At 63.9% G+C, this 17045-nt stretch carries 14 protein-coding genes; 9 read left to right on the top strand and 5 right to left on the bottom strand.

The features are described 5' to 3' along the window. The first annotated feature begins 27 nt into the window (after positions 1-27). From HMP06_RS17645 to HMP06_RS17610, 8 genes are all read left to right on the top strand, one after another. The gene (locus HMP06_RS17645; protein ID WP_176498269.1) at positions 28-1173 is read left to right on the top strand and encodes a glycosyltransferase family 4 protein; all 1146 of its coding nucleotides are present in this window, start codon (positions 28-30) and stop codon (positions 1171-1173) included. After that, positions 1163-2269, top strand: a complete 1107-nt coding sequence (locus tag HMP06_RS17640) for a glycosyltransferase family 4 protein (RefSeq protein WP_176498268.1) — start codon at positions 1163-1165, stop codon at positions 2267-2269. Before HMP06_RS17645 ends, HMP06_RS17640 begins: the two co-directional genes overlap by 11 nt. Beyond that, a complete protein-coding gene (locus HMP06_RS17635) occupies positions 2266-3435 on the top strand; it encodes a glycosyltransferase family 4 protein (protein ID WP_176498267.1) in 1170 nt (389 codons plus the stop codon). Before HMP06_RS17640 ends, HMP06_RS17635 begins: the two co-directional genes overlap by 4 nt. A 114-nt stretch (positions 3436-3549) precedes the next feature. Next, a complete protein-coding gene (locus HMP06_RS17630) occupies positions 3550-4341 on the top strand; it encodes a glucose-1-phosphate cytidylyltransferase (protein ID WP_176498266.1) in 792 nt (263 codons plus the stop codon). A gap of 2 nt (positions 4342-4343) precedes the next feature. Further along, complete coding sequence (gene rfbG / locus HMP06_RS17625; protein WP_176498265.1) at positions 4344-5444, top strand: CDP-glucose 4,6-dehydratase; 1101 nt, start codon at positions 4344-4346, stop codon at positions 5442-5444. Beyond that, on the top strand, positions 5441-6601 hold the full coding sequence (locus tag HMP06_RS17620; protein ID WP_176498264.1) for a glycosyltransferase: 1161 nt from the start codon (positions 5441-5443) through the stop codon (positions 6599-6601). The genes rfbG and HMP06_RS17620 overlap by 4 nt, the downstream gene beginning before the upstream one ends. Then, on the top strand, positions 6598-7509 hold the full coding sequence (locus tag HMP06_RS17615) for an NAD-dependent epimerase/dehydratase family protein (protein ID WP_176498263.1): 912 nt from the start codon (positions 6598-6600) through the stop codon (positions 7507-7509). The genes HMP06_RS17620 and HMP06_RS17615 overlap by 4 nt, the downstream gene beginning before the upstream one ends. Continuing rightward, on the top strand, positions 7506-8333 hold the full coding sequence (locus HMP06_RS17610) for a glycosyltransferase family 2 protein (RefSeq protein WP_176498262.1): 828 nt from the start codon (positions 7506-7508) through the stop codon (positions 8331-8333). The genes HMP06_RS17615 and HMP06_RS17610 overlap by 4 nt, the downstream gene beginning before the upstream one ends. Positions 8334-8378: 45 nt before the next feature. Here HMP06_RS17610 and HMP06_RS17605 read toward each other — a convergent pair whose 3' ends face one another. From HMP06_RS17605 to HMP06_RS17585, 5 genes are all read right to left on the bottom strand, one after another. Then, on the bottom strand, positions 8379-9797 hold the full coding sequence (locus HMP06_RS17605; RefSeq protein ID WP_176498261.1) for an O-antigen ligase family protein: 1419 nt from the start codon (positions 9795-9797) through the stop codon (positions 8379-8381). After that, positions 9797-11020, bottom strand: a complete 1224-nt coding sequence (locus HMP06_RS17600) for a hypothetical protein (RefSeq protein ID WP_176498260.1) — start codon at positions 11018-11020, stop codon at positions 9797-9799. Before HMP06_RS17600 ends, HMP06_RS17605 begins: the two co-directional genes overlap by 1 nt. Next, on the bottom strand, positions 11017-13269 hold the full coding sequence (locus tag HMP06_RS17595; protein WP_176498259.1) for a GumC family protein: 2253 nt from the start codon (positions 13267-13269) through the stop codon (positions 11017-11019). The genes HMP06_RS17600 and HMP06_RS17595 overlap by 4 nt, the downstream gene beginning before the upstream one ends. 51 nt (positions 13270-13320) lie before the next feature. Continuing rightward, on the bottom strand, positions 13321-13878 hold the full coding sequence (locus HMP06_RS17590; RefSeq protein WP_232089772.1) for a polysaccharide biosynthesis/export family protein: 558 nt from the start codon (positions 13876-13878) through the stop codon (positions 13321-13323). A gap of 339 nt (positions 13879-14217) precedes the next feature. After that, the gene (locus tag HMP06_RS17585; protein ID WP_197940715.1) at positions 14218-15486 is read right to left on the bottom strand and encodes an exopolysaccharide biosynthesis polyprenyl glycosylphosphotransferase; all 1269 of its coding nucleotides are present in this window, start codon (positions 15484-15486) and stop codon (positions 14218-14220) included. A gap of 322 nt (positions 15487-15808) precedes the next feature. On the opposite strand from HMP06_RS17585, the gene HMP06_RS17580 reads away from it, so the two are divergent. After that, positions 15809-17044, top strand: a complete 1236-nt coding sequence (locus tag HMP06_RS17580; protein WP_176498256.1) for a glycosyltransferase family 4 protein — start codon at positions 15809-15811, stop codon at positions 17042-17044. The last annotated feature ends 1 nt before the right edge of the window (position 17045 follow it).

Here is a 17045-nt window from a genome sequence, read left to right as displayed (position 1 = left end):
GGCATTCGACGAAGGAAACCTAGCTCCGTGCCACGCGTCATGCTCGTTCAGCCCGGTGCCCGGCATAATTATGCGCTCGCGCGATTCCTGAACCAGCACGACATGTTGCAGCGGCTCTACACCGATTTCGCGCTCGGCATGGGCCATCCTTTCCGCGGACTTTCGCACATACCGCTTCCGGCAGGCGTCAAGGCCAAGCTGAACCGCCGCGCGACCGATGCGCTGCCGGCGCGGCTGATCCGGTCCGGCGTGAATGTCGCCCTGCCCGGCTCCGGACGGCGCACGCTCCGCCAACCCAGCGCGCGCGATGTCGCGGAAAGCGACGGCTTCTATCTGCAATATTTTGCCGAAGGCGCAGAGCTTCGCGCGCGCGCGCCGCGCAAGCCGATCATTTCCGACGTGTTCATCGTGCCCGGTGCCTATCGCGCGGTCGACCGCGAGGTCGCTGCGTTTCCCGATTGGGGCGAAGCTGCGACCGCACCCGATTTGGCCCGCCGCTACGAAACGCATTCGCTGGCGATGTTCGAACAATCCGACGTACTGTTCTGCCCGTCGCAGGCGGTGATCGATGACGTCACGAGTTATGGCGCACAGTTCGCCCGCAAATGCCGACTGGTGCCATATGGTGCCAGTTTGCATGCGAGCGTCGGCACGCCGGAGCCGGGGCGCGTGCTGTTTTGCGGATCGCTTCACTTGCGCAAGGGGGTGCACTATATCCGCGCCGCCGCGGACATGTTGCGCGCGAGCCATCCGCACATCCGCTTCGTCTTTGCCGGCAGCGGCAGCCCAGTGATGCGTGCGAAGCTGGCCGCGCCGAACATCGAACTCCTCGGCCATCTCGGCAAGACCGATCTGATGCGCGAGTTCGCGCGCGCCGATCTCTTCCTCTTCCCCTCGCTGGCGGAAGGCGCGGCCGGCACCGTGCTGGAGGCAATGGCGAGCGGCCTGCCGATCGTCGCAACGCGCGAGGGCGGGGTCGATTTCACCGACGGGGAAAGTGGGATCGTGCTGCCGCCGCGCGATCCCCAGGCAATCGCGGACGCGGTCGTGCGGATCGTCGAGGACCGGGTGTTGCGCGCTGCGCTCTCGGCCGGTTCGACGCGCGACGCTGAGGTCTATTCGATGGCAGCATGGGAGACGCGTTTCATCGCTGCGGTGTCCGATGTCTTCTGATCGCCCGATCCTGCACATCGTGCCGTCGGAGCCGTGGGGCGGGATTCAGGCGCTCGTCCCGATGCTCGCGCGGGAGCAGGTTGCGCAGGGCAGACGGGTTACGATGCTGTGCCTGGGGCGCGGTGAGCGCGTTCGTGCGATAGCCAGAGACTATGGGTTGGGCGCCGTCACGCGGAGCATCGCCGGGCCGATCGCACCACTCCGTCTGTTGATCACTCTGTTCGGCGCGCGCGGCGCGATCGTCCACACCCATTGCGAGCCGATCTGGGCGGCGAGCCTGATCGCGCTCAGCGGCTCGCAGCGCTGGATCGCGCATGCCCATGTCTATTGCGACGATGAACTCACGTGGAAAAAGCGCTTGTCGCGTCGGCTGCAGGGCTGGTTTGCCAAGCGACACATCGCGATTTCGCATTCGATCGGCCGCGCCCTGATCGCGACCGGCACGGTCCGTGCCGAGACGCTCGACGTGGTTCACAACGGCGTGGTGATTGGCCCGGAAGCGCCACCGACCAATCTGCGCTCTGCAGCGCGTTTCACGGTCGGCTTCGCGGGCCGCGTCGTCGCGGAGAAGGGTATTTTCGACTTTCTCGATCTGGTCGAATTGCTCGCGGCGGACGAGCGGCTCGTTTTTGCGGTTTATGGCGACGGGGTCGATCTGGCCGAAGCGCGCACCCGCGCCGCTGCGCGCGGCATCGATCACCGCATCGTGTTCCACGGCTATGTCGTGGATATTGCTGCGGCGTGGGATACACTCGATATCGTCGCCATCTTCTCGCATCGCGAGCCGTTCGGCCTGGTGTTTCTTGAGGCGGTGCAGCGCGGCGTACCGTCGATCAGCTACGCCAACGATTCGGGCGGCAGCGAGGTGGCGGCGACCTTGCGCAGTGCGTACCGAGTGACGCCGGGCGACATGACGGCAGCGGCCGCGATCATTCGAGACTTGGCGACCAGCCGCACCGCGCCAACCGAGGCCCTGGCGCAGGACCGTGCGACCATTGCCGCGCGCTTTGACATCGCGACGATGGCGCGCGGCGTGGAGGCGGTCTATCGTCGGGTTGAGGGGACCACAGCCCCCGAAACGACGCTGCCGCGATGACCCGCGTCGCAATCCTGTTCGACAATTTCGGGCCGTACCATATCGCGCGTATGCTCGGCGCGAGCGCGCGGCTCGATATCGTGGCGGTCGAGGCGACGCCGGGCGGGACCGAATATGCCTGGGACAAGCCCGCCGTGCCTGCCCCGCTACACTATCTGCCGCTTGCCGGATCGGGCGGGTTGCGCGACGTCATCGCGGAACTGGACGCCAAGCTTGCGCCGCTCGAGGTCGATGCAATCGCGCTGCCCGGCTGGTCGTCGCGCGCGGCCTTTGCAAGCCTGATCTGGGCACGGGAAAGGTCCATTCCGGCGATCCTGATGTCGGAGACGAACGCGTGGGATTTCGCGCGTAAACCGGTCGCGGAATGGGTCAAGCGTCGAATCGTCGCGCATTATAGCGCGGGATTGGTGACGAGCGATTCGCAAGCGCGCTATCTCGTCGATCTGGGGCTCGACAAAGCGGCGATCTTCCGCGGCTATAACGCGGTCGACAATGCCTATTTCGCGCAGGCCGCCGCCGCCACGACCATGCCCGGTGGCTTGCCCGAGGCCATCCGCGGCCGCTACTTTCTCACCTCCAACCGCTTCATCGAAAAAAAGAACCTCGCGCGGCTGCTCGATGCTTATGCCGCCTTCCGGCGCGGACGCAGCGACGATCCGGCGGATTGGCCGCTGGTGCTGCTGGGCGATGGCGAGCTTCGCGGGGCGTTGGAGGCGCAGCGCACGGCACTGGGTCTCACCGCGCATGTGTTGATGCCAGGCTTCCGCCAGATCGACGAACTGCCACAGTTTTACGGCACCGCCGGCGCCTTCGTGCACGCCTCAACCACCGAGCAATGGGGGTTGGTTGTCAACGAGGCGATGGCGAGCGGTCTGCCGGTCGCGATATCCAAGCGTTGCGGATGCGCCGAGGTGCTGGTCGAGGACGGCGTGACCGGCCTGCTGTTCGATCCGCTCGACACCGCTGCGATCACGCGCGCGCTCGATCGCTTGACCGATCGAGCGCGCGCCACGGCGCTGGCGGTCGCGGGCTGCGCGCGCGTAAACGCTTGGGGCCCGGAACGTTTTGGCACCGGGATGGCGGAGGCGGTACACTTCGGTATGGCGCATTTGCGACGTCCGACGCCGATCGACCGGATCGTGCTTGCCGGCATGGCACGGCGTTGAATCACGCCGCAGAATCGCAACGGGAAATGTCACGATAGAGTTGTAACTCGACCGCGCAGACGTTAATCGCCCAGGCTATCGCGCGGGGGCCGTACCGCCTTTGGGGGAAGCCTGTTGAAAGTCGTCATTCTGTGCGGTGGCAAGGGAACGCGTCTGGGCGAGGTCACCGGCAACGCCGTTCCGAAACCGATGGCGCTGGTCGGCGGGGATCCGATCCTGCTCCACATCATGCGCAGCTATGCCCGGCATGGTTTCAAGGAATTCGTGCTGTGCGCCGGCCATCTTAGCTGGTCGATCAAGAGCTACTTCCTCAATTATCACGCGCAACGGTGCGACGTAACGGTGCGGCTCGGCGAACAACCGGTCACGCACTATCACCCGCATCAACTGGACGGTGACGATTGGACCGTCACCATTGCCGAAACGGGGGCGGAAACCGCGACCGCAGGCCGCTTGCGCCGCATCGCGCGGCACCTCACGCCGGGCGAGCCGTTCATGCTGACTTATGGCGACGGCGTGTCGGATGTCGATCTGACCGCGCTGGCGGCCTTCCATCGGGCGCATGGCAAGCTGGTCACGATGACCGGCGTCATCCCCCCGGGGCGCTTCGGTGAGCTGCAGCTGGAAGGCAATCAGGTCGTCGATTGGGCCGAGAAGCCGAATGTCACCGATCGCTTCATCAATGGCGGCTTTATGGTGATGAACCCCGAATTTCTCGACCGCTTCATCGCCGACAAGGATGATGACGTGATGCTGGAGCGCGAACCGCTGATCGAGGCGACGGCGGCCGGCGAGCTGATGCTCTATCGCCATGACGGCTTCTGGCAGTGCATGGATACCGCACGCGATTGGACCTACCTCAACGATCTGTGGTCCGCCGGCAAGGCGCCCTGGGCGGTCGGCTGAGCGTGTTTCAGGGCTATTATCGCGGACGCAAGGTCCTGATCACCGGCCATACCGGATTCAAGGGAAGCTGGCTGTCGCTCTGGCTGGACCGGCTGGGCGCGGAGGTCACCGGCTATTCGATCGATATCCCGACCGTGCCGTCGCTGTTTGAGATCGCGCGTGTCGAGGATGTGGTCGATCACCATATCGGCGACATTCTCGACGTGGCCCACCTCAACCGCGTGGTCGCGGAGAGCGAGGCCGAGATCGTCTTCCATCTCGCCGCACAACCCTTGGTGCGGCTGTCGTACGAACGCCCGGTCGAAACGCTCGCGACGAACGTCGTCGGGACCGCCAACGTGCTGGAGGCGGTGCGCGCGACCGGCCGTGCGACCACGGTGATCGTCGTCACCTCGGACAAATGCTACGCCAATACCGGGTCGATCTGGGGCTATCGCGAGATCGATCCGATGGGCGGGCACGATCCCTACAGCATGAGCAAAGGCGCCGCCGAACTGGTGGTCGATAGCTGGCGCAGCAGCTTCTTCTCCGGGCCGGAATCGCACGTCCGCTTGGCGAGCGGACGCGCCGGAAACGTGATCGGCGGGGGCGACTGGGCCGCCGACCGGCTGATGACCGATTGCATCGCCGCACTCGTCGCGGGGCATCCGGTGGAAATCCGCAATCCGCTGGCAACCCGGCCGTGGCAACATGTGCTGGAACCGCTGAGCGGCTATCTCTGGCTCGGCGCGCGTCTGGCAACCGCAGAGGATGCGAGCGCGTTCGCAAGCGGCTGGAACTTCGGACCGACGGTGGCAAGCGTGCAGCCGGTCGAAAACGTCGTCGCGCGCGCGCTATCCGCGTGGGGCAGCGGCACCTGGGACTTGGCCGACGCGCACGACGCGCCGCACGAAGCCTTCGCGCTCGCGCTCAATTGCGACAAGGCGCACCATGTGCTGAAATGGCGCCCGGCGTGGGATTTCGACCAGTCGATCGCGCAGACCGTATCCTGGTATCGCAAGTGGGCCGATGGCGACGTCGATCTTACCAAGCTGACACGCGATACCATTGCGGCGTATGAGAGCGCCGGAACAGCACAGGACATCGCCTGGGCGACGGCATGATTCGCCCGCTGCGTATCGCGCTGTTCACGCCCGACCTGCGCCCATTGGCAGGCGGCCCACCGCGCGTTGTCCTGGGGAGCGCGCAAGCGCTGGTGGCGCGCGGCCACGCGGTCACGATCTTTACCTTGGCGGCGGGGGCGGTCGACACGCCGGGCGTGGAGATTTGCCGCTTCCCGGTCGACCGCCCCGCCCAGTTCGGCCGTAGCCGCGCGATGCAGCGCGCGGCGCGGCAACGCATTGCCGAGTTTGACGCGCTCCATGTCCACGCGGTCTGGGAAGCAGGCGCCGCCGATCTCGCCGCAGTTTTCCGCGCCGCGGGAAAGCCCGTGATCGTCTCGGCACACGGCATGCTCGATCACTGGTCGATGGCGCAATCCCGTCTCAAGAAGCTGGTCGCCTTGCGGCTGTGGACGGGACGCCTGTTATCCCAGGCCGCCGCCATCGTGTTTGCGACGGGGGAGGAAGCGGCGGAGGCCAGCGATCTTTACCCAAAGACACCACGTGCGATCATAGCGAACGGGATCGACATCGCGGCGACCTGCGCGGCCATCACGGCTGGGCGCGAAGCGGTGCGCCGCACGGTGCCTGGCCTTTCGGTCTGGCCGCGCACGATCGTCTATCTCAGCCGCCTGCATCCCAAGAAGGGCGTGGATCAGCTCGTCGAGGCGCGCCTCGCCCTGGACTCGCGCTTCGATGACGTCGGGCTGCTGATCGCCGGGATTCCGCAGGACGATGCGCTGCTGCAGACGCTGCGCAGCAGGATCGCGGGATCGTCGTTTTCGGATCGTATCACGCTGACGACGGACTTGGTCGGGCCCGTCGCGATGGGCGCGTTGGGAGCGGCGCAGTTGTTCGTTCTGCCCTCGCATCAGGAAGGCTTTTCGGTCGCCATTCTGGAGGCGATGGCGGCCGGATTACCAGTCCTCATCACCGACAAATGCCATTTGCCTGAAGTCGAGGAATGGCAGGCTGGAGCCGTCGTCCCCGACACGATCGCCGGGGTGAAGGCGGGCCTCGAACGGCTGCTGTTGCTGTCGGCGGACGCACTGGCCGCCGCTGGCCATAATGCGCGCGCCGTGGTGGAACGGCACTATGGCTGGCCGGTCATCGCCGGGCAGCTCGAGACGCTTTACGCGCAAGGGACACCACGCCCGTGACCGACGCCCCGGTCGTGCTCCTGACCGGCGGGACCGGCTTTATCGGCGGACGACTGATCCCGCACCTGCGCACCGCAGGATTTCGGGTAGAAGCGCCTTCGCGCGCGATGCTCGATCTGGAGGACGAAACGGCGGTCGCACGCTTCGTTCAGGCCCTCCAGCCCAATATTGTCGTCAATCTTGCCTCGCCCGCGATGGCCTATGTCCGGGCACAGACGCCAGACGCCGCTGCCGACGCGGCGCGGCGCGAAATCAACGTTGCCGCGTCACTCTGCGCCGCCGTGCGCCCCGCGACTCGCTTTATCCAGGCCGGCAGCATGGCCGAATACGGTTACAGCGGGCGCCATGCCGAGACGGCGCCCTGCCACCCGGTCAGTGTCTATGGTCGCGCAAAGCTGGCCGCGAGCATGGCCGTCGTGAAGGCGCGTGCCGCTAGGAATGTCGACGCGACAGTCCTGCGCATCTTTGGCGCGTATGGACCGGGGGAAAACCCCAAGCGCTTGTTCCCGCAAATTCTCGACGCGCGGCATCACGACCGTCCGATCGCACTCAGCGACGGCCGTCAGTTGCGCGACTTCGTCCATGTCGATGATGTATGCGAAACGATCGTGCGGTTGATGTCGCTGCCTACGCCGCTCAAACCGCTGTACAATGTCGGTACGGGCCAGGCCGTGAGCGTGCGCATGGCGGTGGAACGGATCGCGCAGGAAGCCGGAATTGCTCCGGCGCGATTGCATTTCGGTGCGATGCCGCGTTCTTTGGTGGACGAAGAACGTCTGGAGGCAGATGTCGACAAACTGCTGGAATCGCTCGATTGGTCTCCGCCGCAGCGGTTCCTCGCGACCGCGCCGCTGCTGCCGTCCTTCGGGCCAGCCGCGTCCCCGATCTTCGCCGGAGCATCCGCATGAGCGCCCTGCCCGTTACCGTCGTCGTCCCCACCAGGAACGAAGCAAAGAACCTGCCGCAATGCCTGTCGCGGCTCGGCGATTTCGCGCACATCTGGGTCGTGGATTCGGGTAGCACAGACGGGACGCAGGATATTGCGCGCCAACACGGCGCCCGCGTGATCGATTTCGACTGGCCTGGCGGCTACCCCAAGAAGCGCAACTGGGTTTTGCTGAACGAGGTGTTCGATACGCCATGGGTGCTGTTCCTCGACGGTGACGAACAGGTGTCGGCCGAATTCCTGCACGAACTCACAAGCGCGCTACCAGATACCGAGAACGTCGGGTTCTGGCTCAATTACACCACGCATTTCATGGGCAAGGTGCTGAAACACGGCCTGCCGCAGCGCAAGCTCGCGCTGTTCCGCGTCGACGCCGGCCTGTATGAGCGGATCGAGGATCCGGGCTGGAGCAAGCTCGACATGGAGGTGCACGAGCATCCGCAGCTCGACGGACCCGTAGGCGAAATCATCGCACGAATCGATCATCTCGATTTTCGCGGGATCGAGCATTTCATCGCGCGCCACAATAGCTACTCGACCTGGGAGGTGCATCGCCGCGCGCAACTGATGGCGGACACGGGCGGCGCCTGGGCAAGGCTGACCAAGCGGCAGAAGACGAAGTACCGCGCGCTCGACAAATGGTGGTTCGCACCCGCCTATTTCCTCGGCACCTATATCGCCAAACGCGGGTTTATGGATGGCGCAGCCGGGCTGCACTATGCGCTGATGAAGTTCGCCTACTTCCACGACATCAAGCTCAAGATCGACGAGCGCGCTGCACAATAGCCCGCGCCGGTCGTCCGGCGCGGGGGCACGACATTGCGATCCGACTTAGGCCGAGAGGTGGCGGCCCGGTTGCGCCGCCGCCGGTGCTTCGTCTGCCGCCCGGCCTGCCGGATCGCGCGCGAGCAACGCCAAGCATAGCCCGAACAGCGCCGCGATAGTGCCGGTCCGCAGCGGGTAATCGGCCAGGCTGTGCAGCAATATGATCAGCGCGGCGATCGAGGCACCCTGCGCGAGCGGGTCGCGCTGGCGATCGATCAACCAAACTGCCCCGACGCGAACCGCAAACCAGATCAGGAAAGCGCCAAGCACGAGCAAGCCGGGAATGCCGGCTTCGAGCACAAACTCGAGCAGATCGTTATGCGCATGATTGGCGAACACCGCGCTCACGCGTTCGGGATTTTCGAACAGGTGAAACACTTGCGGGAAGCTGCCGAAACCCGCGCCCGCCGTTCCGAAATCGCCGATCGCCTGCGCGGTCGACCGCCACATCGCGGTGCGGCTCAGGTCGCTTGAGCTGATGTCGGTTGTCGTCAGATCGCCGATGCCGCTGTTGAAGGCGACCACTGCCGCCACGATCACCACCACCACGACGCCGCCCAGAAAGCCAAGGCGCAAGCCACGCGGCAGCCCAGACAGCACGATCGCTGCGCTGCCTGACAGTGCAAGCAGCGCCAGCGCGACGCCAGCAACTGATTTGGTCATGGTCACACCAAGCAGACCCAGCAGTACCACGGCGAGCAGCACCGCCGCCGCGAACACGCGAGACGCGCCTCCTGCCCCGTCCGACGCACTACGCCAGCGCGCCACCAGACCCGCCGCAAGCGGCAAAGTGAGACACATCAGAGTGGCGAAATGATTCGAGTTAGCGAAGAATCCGACCGCGCTGCCGCCATTGGTAAATTCGTAGAAGTACAAATGCTCATTGCCCGCCACTTGTGCGACGCCGAGCAGGACCGACAGCACCATCAGCACGATCAACGCCAGCACCGCGGCGCGCGCAACCGGACGTTTGAAGGCGCCGAGCATGACGATGATCGCCACCGGCGCAAGCAGCGACAAGCCGGATTGCACGGTCTTCTCGGGCGCGAGCGACAGCGGCATCCACGGCAACGGCAAGCCGAGTGCCGTGAACCCCTCAACGACAATGCGCCGCCCCGGCAAGGCGCTCCACACCGCCGGTGGCAGGGGTATAAGCTGGACAACGATCAGCGCGCCAAACAACCCCGCCAGGATGAGCAAATGGCGTTCGCCCGTGGCGCGTGGGGTCGGGTTGGCCCGGGCGAAGGTCGCCGCGATCGCGATCACGGCAGCAATTTGCAACACCGCATTCGATGGGACGCCGCCAACGCTCGATCCGCCGAGCGTTACTGCGATCAGCAAGAAACCAGCGACCGCAAGCGCCTGCCACACGGCAGTGCCGCGCAAGTCGAGCGAAGGAAGCATCGAGGGGGCGTGATCGCGCATTATTTCACCGCCTCGATTGCAACCGACCGGATCGCACCGGACAAATGCTTGGCAAAATCAGCGGAATTGACCTTGAGCGAAAGGGTCTGCGCGTCACACCCCGCTGCGATCTGGAAGGGTGCCCCCGCGACACGCTTCGATACGCCATCGAGCGGCACGGCAAGCGCATTCAAGGTCGGATTACCGCCCACGCAAGCCAGGGTCCAGGACAGCGCTGCTGTACCGTTCTCATTCGAAACCGGCTCGAACTTGCCTTGTGTCACCAAGCGATACCGCCCCGGCGGCAAGAGAATCATCTGCTTCGCCAGAACCGATCCATCGCTGCCCGAATAATCGACCGTCAGGCCGGTTGCGGGAACAACCGCCGTTGTACCCCCGGCACCGTCTACAAATTCCCACGTAAACGGCGGCAAGGCGGCCGCCCCGGTGAAACCGCCGTCGAAAATATAACCCACCGCATTTTGCGATGCGGCGGGCAGCCATTGCACCCAGGCAAGATAGGCGCGCTCATAAGCGCGCTGGGTCACCATCTGCGCTATGAAGGCGCGGCGATCGTCGGGGGTCCCGGGTGGCGGCGCAACGTTCGTCACCGGCGCACGCTTTCCAACCGATTCGAGCATTTCGAACACGATCGTGCGATCGACGGCGGAGGCGCTCAAGGTCGTAAGATACAGATCGCGCCACGGCGCGCCGCGCGCGATCTCAGCCTTGATTTCCTTGCGCGCCGCCGGGTCCGCACTGATTTGCGCGATGGCCGTCCAGATCGGGGTCGAATCCGTGGTCAGCACCGCGAGCCGGATCAGCGCGCGCGTCGCCGCGCCCACATCATTGGCTTTCGCGCGGTCGGTAACGCGCCATGCCCAGGCGGGCCGGAGCCGCGGGTCGCGCTGCAGCGCCATCGCATTCAGCGCGCGTGCGCTCATCACGGCATCCGCCGGTCGCGTCGCGGCGGCGATGTAGTAGGGCAAGGCGGCCAGTGGCTGCCGCGTTGCCGCGTGGTTGGCGAAGTCGATATCCGCTGCCGAGGGACGGCGATGCGCCACCGCGATCGTGTCGGCGATGGTGGCAAGCCGGGGTTCGGCCGGTCCCACGCCGATCGTGCGGCCCAGCGACGATGCTGCGGGACGCGCCTGCTCGGTCGAAATCGTTATGATTCCTACGAACACGATTGCACCGGCGAGCGCGGCAGACCGTCGCACCCAAGAGCTGGTCGTGGCCGTCATTCTTTCTCGATCGAAATCTGGCGCCGCGCACCGGCTTCCGCACTTTTGATCTGCTTCTGGCCGTAGCTATAGCCATAGCCATAGCCATAGCCGTACCCGTAGCTCGCGCCCTTCAGATCGAACTTGGTGATAACGCCGCCAACGATGCGGGCCCCCGCCTGTTCGAGCCGCGCGAGCGCGCGCAGTGCGGCTGGGCGGCGGATCCGGCCGGCCTGCACCACAAAGATCGATGCATCGACGACCGACGCCAGGATCGGCGCATCGGCCAGCCCCATCACCGGCGGCGAATCGAAGATGACGATGTCGAACATCCCCTCAGCCTCCGCAAGCACCTCCCGCAGCCGCATGCCGCCGAGCAATTCGACCGGGTTGGGCGGAATCGGGCCGCTTGGCACCAGGAAAAGGTTGGGGATCGAGGTCTGGGTAATGTGATTCCGCAGATCGTCGGTCGAGGCGAGCAGCGACGACAAACCGACCCCTTCCGAACCGCTCGGCACCGAGAAGGACGGCTTGCGCATATCCGCGTCGATCAGAAGAACGGACTCGCCAAGTCGGGCGAAGCCCCGCGCGATCGCGAAGCAGCTGCTTGATTTACCCTCGGCCGCTTGCGAACTGGTCACCAACAGCGATTTGGGCGCACCACCCGCCGTCGTGAACTTGATGGCAGTACGCGTCGAGAGATACGCTTCCGACTGGGCCGAACTCGGATCGTCGAGCGCCTCCAGCATGGTCACGCCCTTGGCGACCGATGGGACGACACCAAGCAACGTCAGGTGCAGACGATTGCGGACGTCATCCGGGTTTTTGATCGTGTCGTCGATGAACTCGATCGCAAACGCGACACCGGCACCGATCATCAAGCCGATCAGCAAGGAGATCAGAAGGTTGTTGCGCAGGTTCGGCGCAAACGGGCCACCTGGTACCAATGCGCGATCGACAATCGAAACCTGGCTTGCTCCGACGCCGCCGGCGACACTCACCTGTTTAAAGCGCTGCAACAGACCGTCATAGAGCGAGCGGTTGGTATCGACCTCGCGCGACAGGATATTATACTGAATCTGACGGTTACGCAGATTAAGCACGCCCGAAGTCAATTGCGAGACTCGCGCACGCAGTTGCTGCTCGCGACCGAGGGCGGCGCGGTACTCGCCAGCGTAATTGTTGCTGACCGATCCGGAGATCTCCCCTTGGGCGCGTGCGATCTGCTGATCGAGTTCGCGCATACGGGTCTTCAATGCGACCATCTCGGGATAATCGGGCTTAAAAGTGCCGAGCTTCTCTTGGAAATCGACCTGGAGCTTAGCGCGATCTGCCTTAAGATTGCCGACTGCTGAACTGTTGATCGCGGCGGATTGCCCGGCCGACGGACCCTCGCTGCGATACTTCTGCTCGGCCGCGATTCGTTCGGCCTGCGCCGTCGCCAGTGCCCCGTTTAGGGAGGTCAACGTACTGCCTTCGAGCGATTCCCCGCCGTCCTTGCCACCGCCTTGATCGGCGCCGCCGCCTACCATGACGATTTTCTCACGACCGGCATATTCGACCAGATCCCGTTCCGACTTTTCGAGCGCGGCCTTGGTCTGGGTCAAGCGCTGCTCGAGAAACTTGCGGGCAAAGGCAGAGGATTCATATTTGCGTTCGAGATTCGACGCGATGTAATTGTCCGCCACAGCATTGGCTACAGTCGCCGCCAGCGCTGCATCGCGGTTCTCATAGGTAATATTAATGAGCCGACTGCCCGTCACGACATCGATCCGTAAGCCACCGGCGATGGCCCCAGTCGCTGCTGCGATCTGTGCGGTCGGGTTCGTCGCGTTGGGGGCGAACTTGGCGCGCGACGCACCGTCCAGGCTGCGTGCGACGCGCTCAGCGAGATCGCGGCTGCGCAACAACCCGATCTGGGTGCCCATGAACTGCGGGTCGCGCATCACCTGCGATTCCGCACCAGTGCCGTCTTTGCCCGGCCCAAGATTGATTTCCTGCAGCGCCAACTCGACCTGCGCGGTCGCGCGATAGCGCTTGCTGGTTAGCATCGTCGACACGATCCCGATGATAAGCGCGGCACCGACGATCGCCGCGATCAACCAACGCCATTTACCGAGAACGCGCAGCGCTTCGCGCGTCGTGATCTGGTTCGTACTTTCTGCGCCTGCCTCGGCCGCACCGAACAGGTTGCTGGCGGCAGCATGCTGCAGGCCGCGCGACTGACCGCCCGCCCCTGCAGCCACGATCTCGTTGGTTTCCTTATTCATCAGCTATGGTCGCCTAACAAAATCATATCGGGGCAGCACTGTGTGCGATCGTCAGAACGGACGGAAAAGCGAGATCAGCGGAATCGTCTGCAAAACGTTCTTCAACGCCGCTTTCGACGTGGAACCATCGACCACGATGATATCGTTGCCGAAAATCTCTGGATCAGCGGCTTTGCCGCGACGAATATCGGTTAGGTCAAATGCCGCCGCCTGACGCTGTCCGTTGATCGTGCGGAACACCGCGACTTTGCGCGAATTCGCATCCGCCGATGTGCCCTTTGCAAGTGCGATCGCCTGAAGCAGGGTCGTCGATCCGGGGATCGCGTAGATGCCGGGTCCATTCACCGACCCATCAACGGTAATACGCTGGCTTGAGGAAGCCTTCAGTGCCACGCGAACTTCCGGATTTTGAAGGTATTTGGCGCTTAGACGGCCCGCGATCTCCCTTGCCAACTGATCAGTGGTCTTGCCGATTGCCGGAACCTTGCCGATCAACGGCATCGTGATGTCACCCGTCGGATCGATCACCGCATCACCGGACAGATCGGGCACACGCATCACGGCAATCGCCAGGGTATCCCCGGGGCCGGTGCGATACGCATTTTCCACCGAGATCGCCGCGATCGGATCGGGGGCGTCGAATTTCGCGACACCGTAAGGGATGGTGCCGCCACGCTTATCGGCACAGCCGCCGAGCATTAGCATCGCTGCAAGGCACAGCGTCGCAACCGCCAAGACGGTGCGAGATGCCGAGGCGATCGGCACGGACGGCGATCGGTTCGCAGCTTCGGCATGAGCGGTCAAAGTGGTCTCCATAAATCAAGTGGCAGCATGGCCCTTTGCCCAGCGCGGGCTTTAGCATTCGAAGCGTCGAAATCAACCCGACACCCTATCAAACGCCACGCAAAGGATATGGGCGTGCGCTGGCAATCGCTTAGCTAGTATAATCTACTTCGCGCCCGATCCTGTAATAACGGTTCGAACAGTTCTAAATAATATAAGAGCATCAAGCCACGCCGAATGATATTTTATGTAATAGAAATCGTAACAAAGCTTGTAATGCACGTCATGTATTTCAGCGACGTGTCCCTGATTTACTTGCGCCCATCCCGTTATTCCAGGTTTTACGACATGGCGATAGCTGTAGAACGAAATTTCACTTTGATACCATCCCGATAGAGCCATCGCCTCCGGACGCGGCCCGATCCAGCTCATCTCCCCGCGCAGGATATTGAGAATTTGCGGAATTTCGTCGATTCGCGTGCGCCGAAGGATGCGCCCGACGCGCGTGATGCGATTGTCGTCGCTTTGCGTGATCGCCGCGCGGCGCGCGTCGTCATGCGTCCCGGGCGCTGTAACCGGGCGCATCGTGCGGAATTTGTAGACCTGAAAGGGCTTTCCGCGAAATCCCATCCGGACTTGCCGAAACAGCACCGGTCCGGGCGAATCGAGCCGGATCGCCAGGGCAATCAACAGCAGGAAAGGCGAAAATAATGGTAAGGCGATCAGTGCGACGAGAAGATCGATCCCCTGTTTGACCTTGCCGTACCCGTCATTGGGATTGAGCGATCCCAGGCTGTTTTCCGAGATATGCTCGATTTCCACTTGCCCGGTAATCGATTCCAGCAGTTGCTTGGAATGGTAGACCGGCACGCCCGCAAGGGCTGCCTGCGCCAGCAGCCGTTCCCACTCGTCGCCAATCTCTGCCCGTAGATCGACCACGATCCCCGACCCCGGCACCTCGGGCAAAATGGGTTCCTGGAGATAGGCCCAGTCGACATGCTGGATACCGTGCAGCCGCGACATGTCGCCGCACGGCACGACGTGGAACAGATACGCCGTGTGCCGCTGGCTCAAATAGCAGATCACGAAGAAGGTCATCACGGCGAGCGCGAGACTCGTGACGACCACCGAAACAATATATTCGAGCCTAAAAACAAGCAGAACGGCAGTCACGATGCCATAGGACGTGAAGAACGATGGCAGGACATATTCGTAGGAACGCACGCCGGGGAAATTACACAAGCGCCGGAACAGTGCGACGCCCAGAAACAGCCCGACGATCGACGCGATCAGCGAATTGCGGCTATTACCATATTCCAGGATCGTGCGGCCGAAATACGACAAATCGCGCGAATCGAAAATGCCGCGCACTACCGATGGAAGCACGACCGCAATCAGCAAACCGACCAAGATCTGATAGCGATAGCGTTGCACGGCCGCACGCCGCTGCCCATCCCTGCTTCGCAAACGCGCTTGCAGCATTGCGAAATCCCCTAAATCGTCCGCAATCGCGATTCATCAATACCGCGCAGGACCAACGCGGTCCAGCCGCCTTGGGGCGACGCTGCACTGCAAAATGCACGCGGCAGATTGCACGCGCTCGAACCGAGTTCAAGCAAAACAAGAAGATCGTAGGGACGCCGCGAGGGTCGTGACGCCAAACCGCGGCTCCGACCAGGTAAGTAAGGAGTTGATCGGATTGATCGCATCGTGCTTTGGCCGCGCCAGTGCCGCTTTGACGAGAACGCCCGCCGCGATGCCCGCCCCGATCATCTTCCTCAACCGCTTCTACGCCCCCGATCATTCGGCGACGGCGCAAATCCTGACCGATCTCGCGGTCGATCTGGCGGCGCAGGGGCATGACGTCACCGTGATCACGAGCCGCGCCCTGTACGGGCAGGACCACGGCCTGTTGCCGCGACAGGAAACGATCGCCGGCGTGAAGATATACCGCGTTACAACGCCAGCGAGCCGCCGCGGCATGGCGGGGCGAATCGCGGCATATCTGTTCTATCTGCTGTTCGCGCCCATCGTCGCCGCGCGGATCGCCAGGCGCGGCACCGTTCTGGTCGTAAAAACCGATCCGCCCTTGCTGTCGGTACCGCTCGCGCTCGTGGCACGAGTCCGCGGGGCTATGCTGATCCCATGGTTGCAGGATCTCTACCCCGAAGTGGCTGTCGCCTACGGCATCGGCATCGCAAAAGGTCCGATCGGGCGCTTGCTGACGGGCTTGCGCGACATGTCGCTCCGTCGGGCGACGCGGATCGTCGCGATCGGCGATCTGATGGCTGATCGGATCGTGCGCGCCGGCATCGCCCGGGATCGCATTGCCGTCATTCCGAACTGGTCGAACGACGCAGACATCGTCCCCCTCACCGGCCATTCGCCGGAGCTGCGGGCGGGCTGGAATATTGCGCGCGGCGCGTTCGTGCTCGCTTACTCTGGCAATCTCGGTCGCGCGCATGAATACGATACGCTGCTTGGCGCGGCGACGGCGCTGCGCGAACGGGCCGACATCGTGTTTCTGTTCGTTGGCGGCGGGCACATGTCGGACCAACTCGCCGCGCGGGTCGACGCGCTTGGGCTGACGAACTTTCGATTCGCACCGTATCAGCCGCGCGAAAAACTGTCCGAGTCACTCGCGACGGGAAATGCGCATTGGATTTCGCTTCGTCCCGAGTTCGAAGGCCTGATCGTGCCCAGCAAGGTTTTCGGGGTCTGCGCCGCCGGGCGCGCCGTCGTCGCGGTGTGCATGCCGGACGGCGAGCTCCCGCGGCTGATCGTTCCCGCAGGCGCGGGTGTCGCTGTCGCGCCCGGCGATGCTGCGGCGCTTGCGGACGCGATCGTGGCTCTGGCCGACGACCGGACCCGGACTGCGGCGATGGGACGCGCCGCGCGCGCGCTACTCGATGGCGGCTACACGCGCACGCACGCGCTCACCCGCTGGCTATTCTTGCTCGAAGCCGTTAGCGGCGATATCGCACAGCGATAGG

This window comes from Sphingomonas sp. HMP6 (assembly GCF_013374095.1).
In the GTDB taxonomy this organism is placed as follows: Bacteria; Pseudomonadota; Alphaproteobacteria; order Sphingomonadales; family Sphingomonadaceae; genus Sphingomonas.
The sequence above is the reverse complement of the archived record's forward strand: the minus strand, read 5'-3'. Positions and strand labels throughout refer to the sequence as shown.

What these genes read in the sequence shown, in the direction of transcription:
- HMP06_RS17580 (WP_176498256.1), top strand. Translation starts at nt 15,809, where the DNA reads ATGCCCGCCCCGATCATCTTCCTCAACCGCTTCTACGCCCCCGATCAT.
- HMP06_RS17610 (WP_176498262.1), top strand. Translation starts at nt 7,506, where the DNA reads ATGAGCGCCCTGCCCGTTACCGTCGTCGTCCCCACCAGGAACGAAGCA.
- HMP06_RS17600 (WP_176498260.1), bottom strand. Translation starts at nt 11,020, where the DNA reads ATGACGGCCACGACCAGCTCTTGGGTGCGACGGTCTGCCGCGCTCGCC.
- HMP06_RS17605 (WP_176498261.1), bottom strand. Translation starts at nt 9,797, where the DNA reads ATGCGCGATCACGCCCCCTCGATGCTTCCTTCGCTCGACTTGCGCGGC.
- HMP06_RS17640 (WP_176498268.1), top strand. Translation starts at nt 1,163, where the DNA reads ATGTCTTCTGATCGCCCGATCCTGCACATCGTGCCGTCGGAGCCGTGG.
- HMP06_RS17595 (WP_176498259.1), bottom strand. Translation starts at nt 13,269, where the DNA reads ATGAATAAGGAAACCAACGAGATCGTGGCTGCAGGGGCGGGCGGTCAG.
- HMP06_RS17635 (WP_176498267.1), top strand. Translation starts at nt 2,266, where the DNA reads ATGACCCGCGTCGCAATCCTGTTCGACAATTTCGGGCCGTACCATATC.
- HMP06_RS17620 (WP_176498264.1), top strand. Translation starts at nt 5,441, where the DNA reads ATGATTCGCCCGCTGCGTATCGCGCTGTTCACGCCCGACCTGCGCCCA.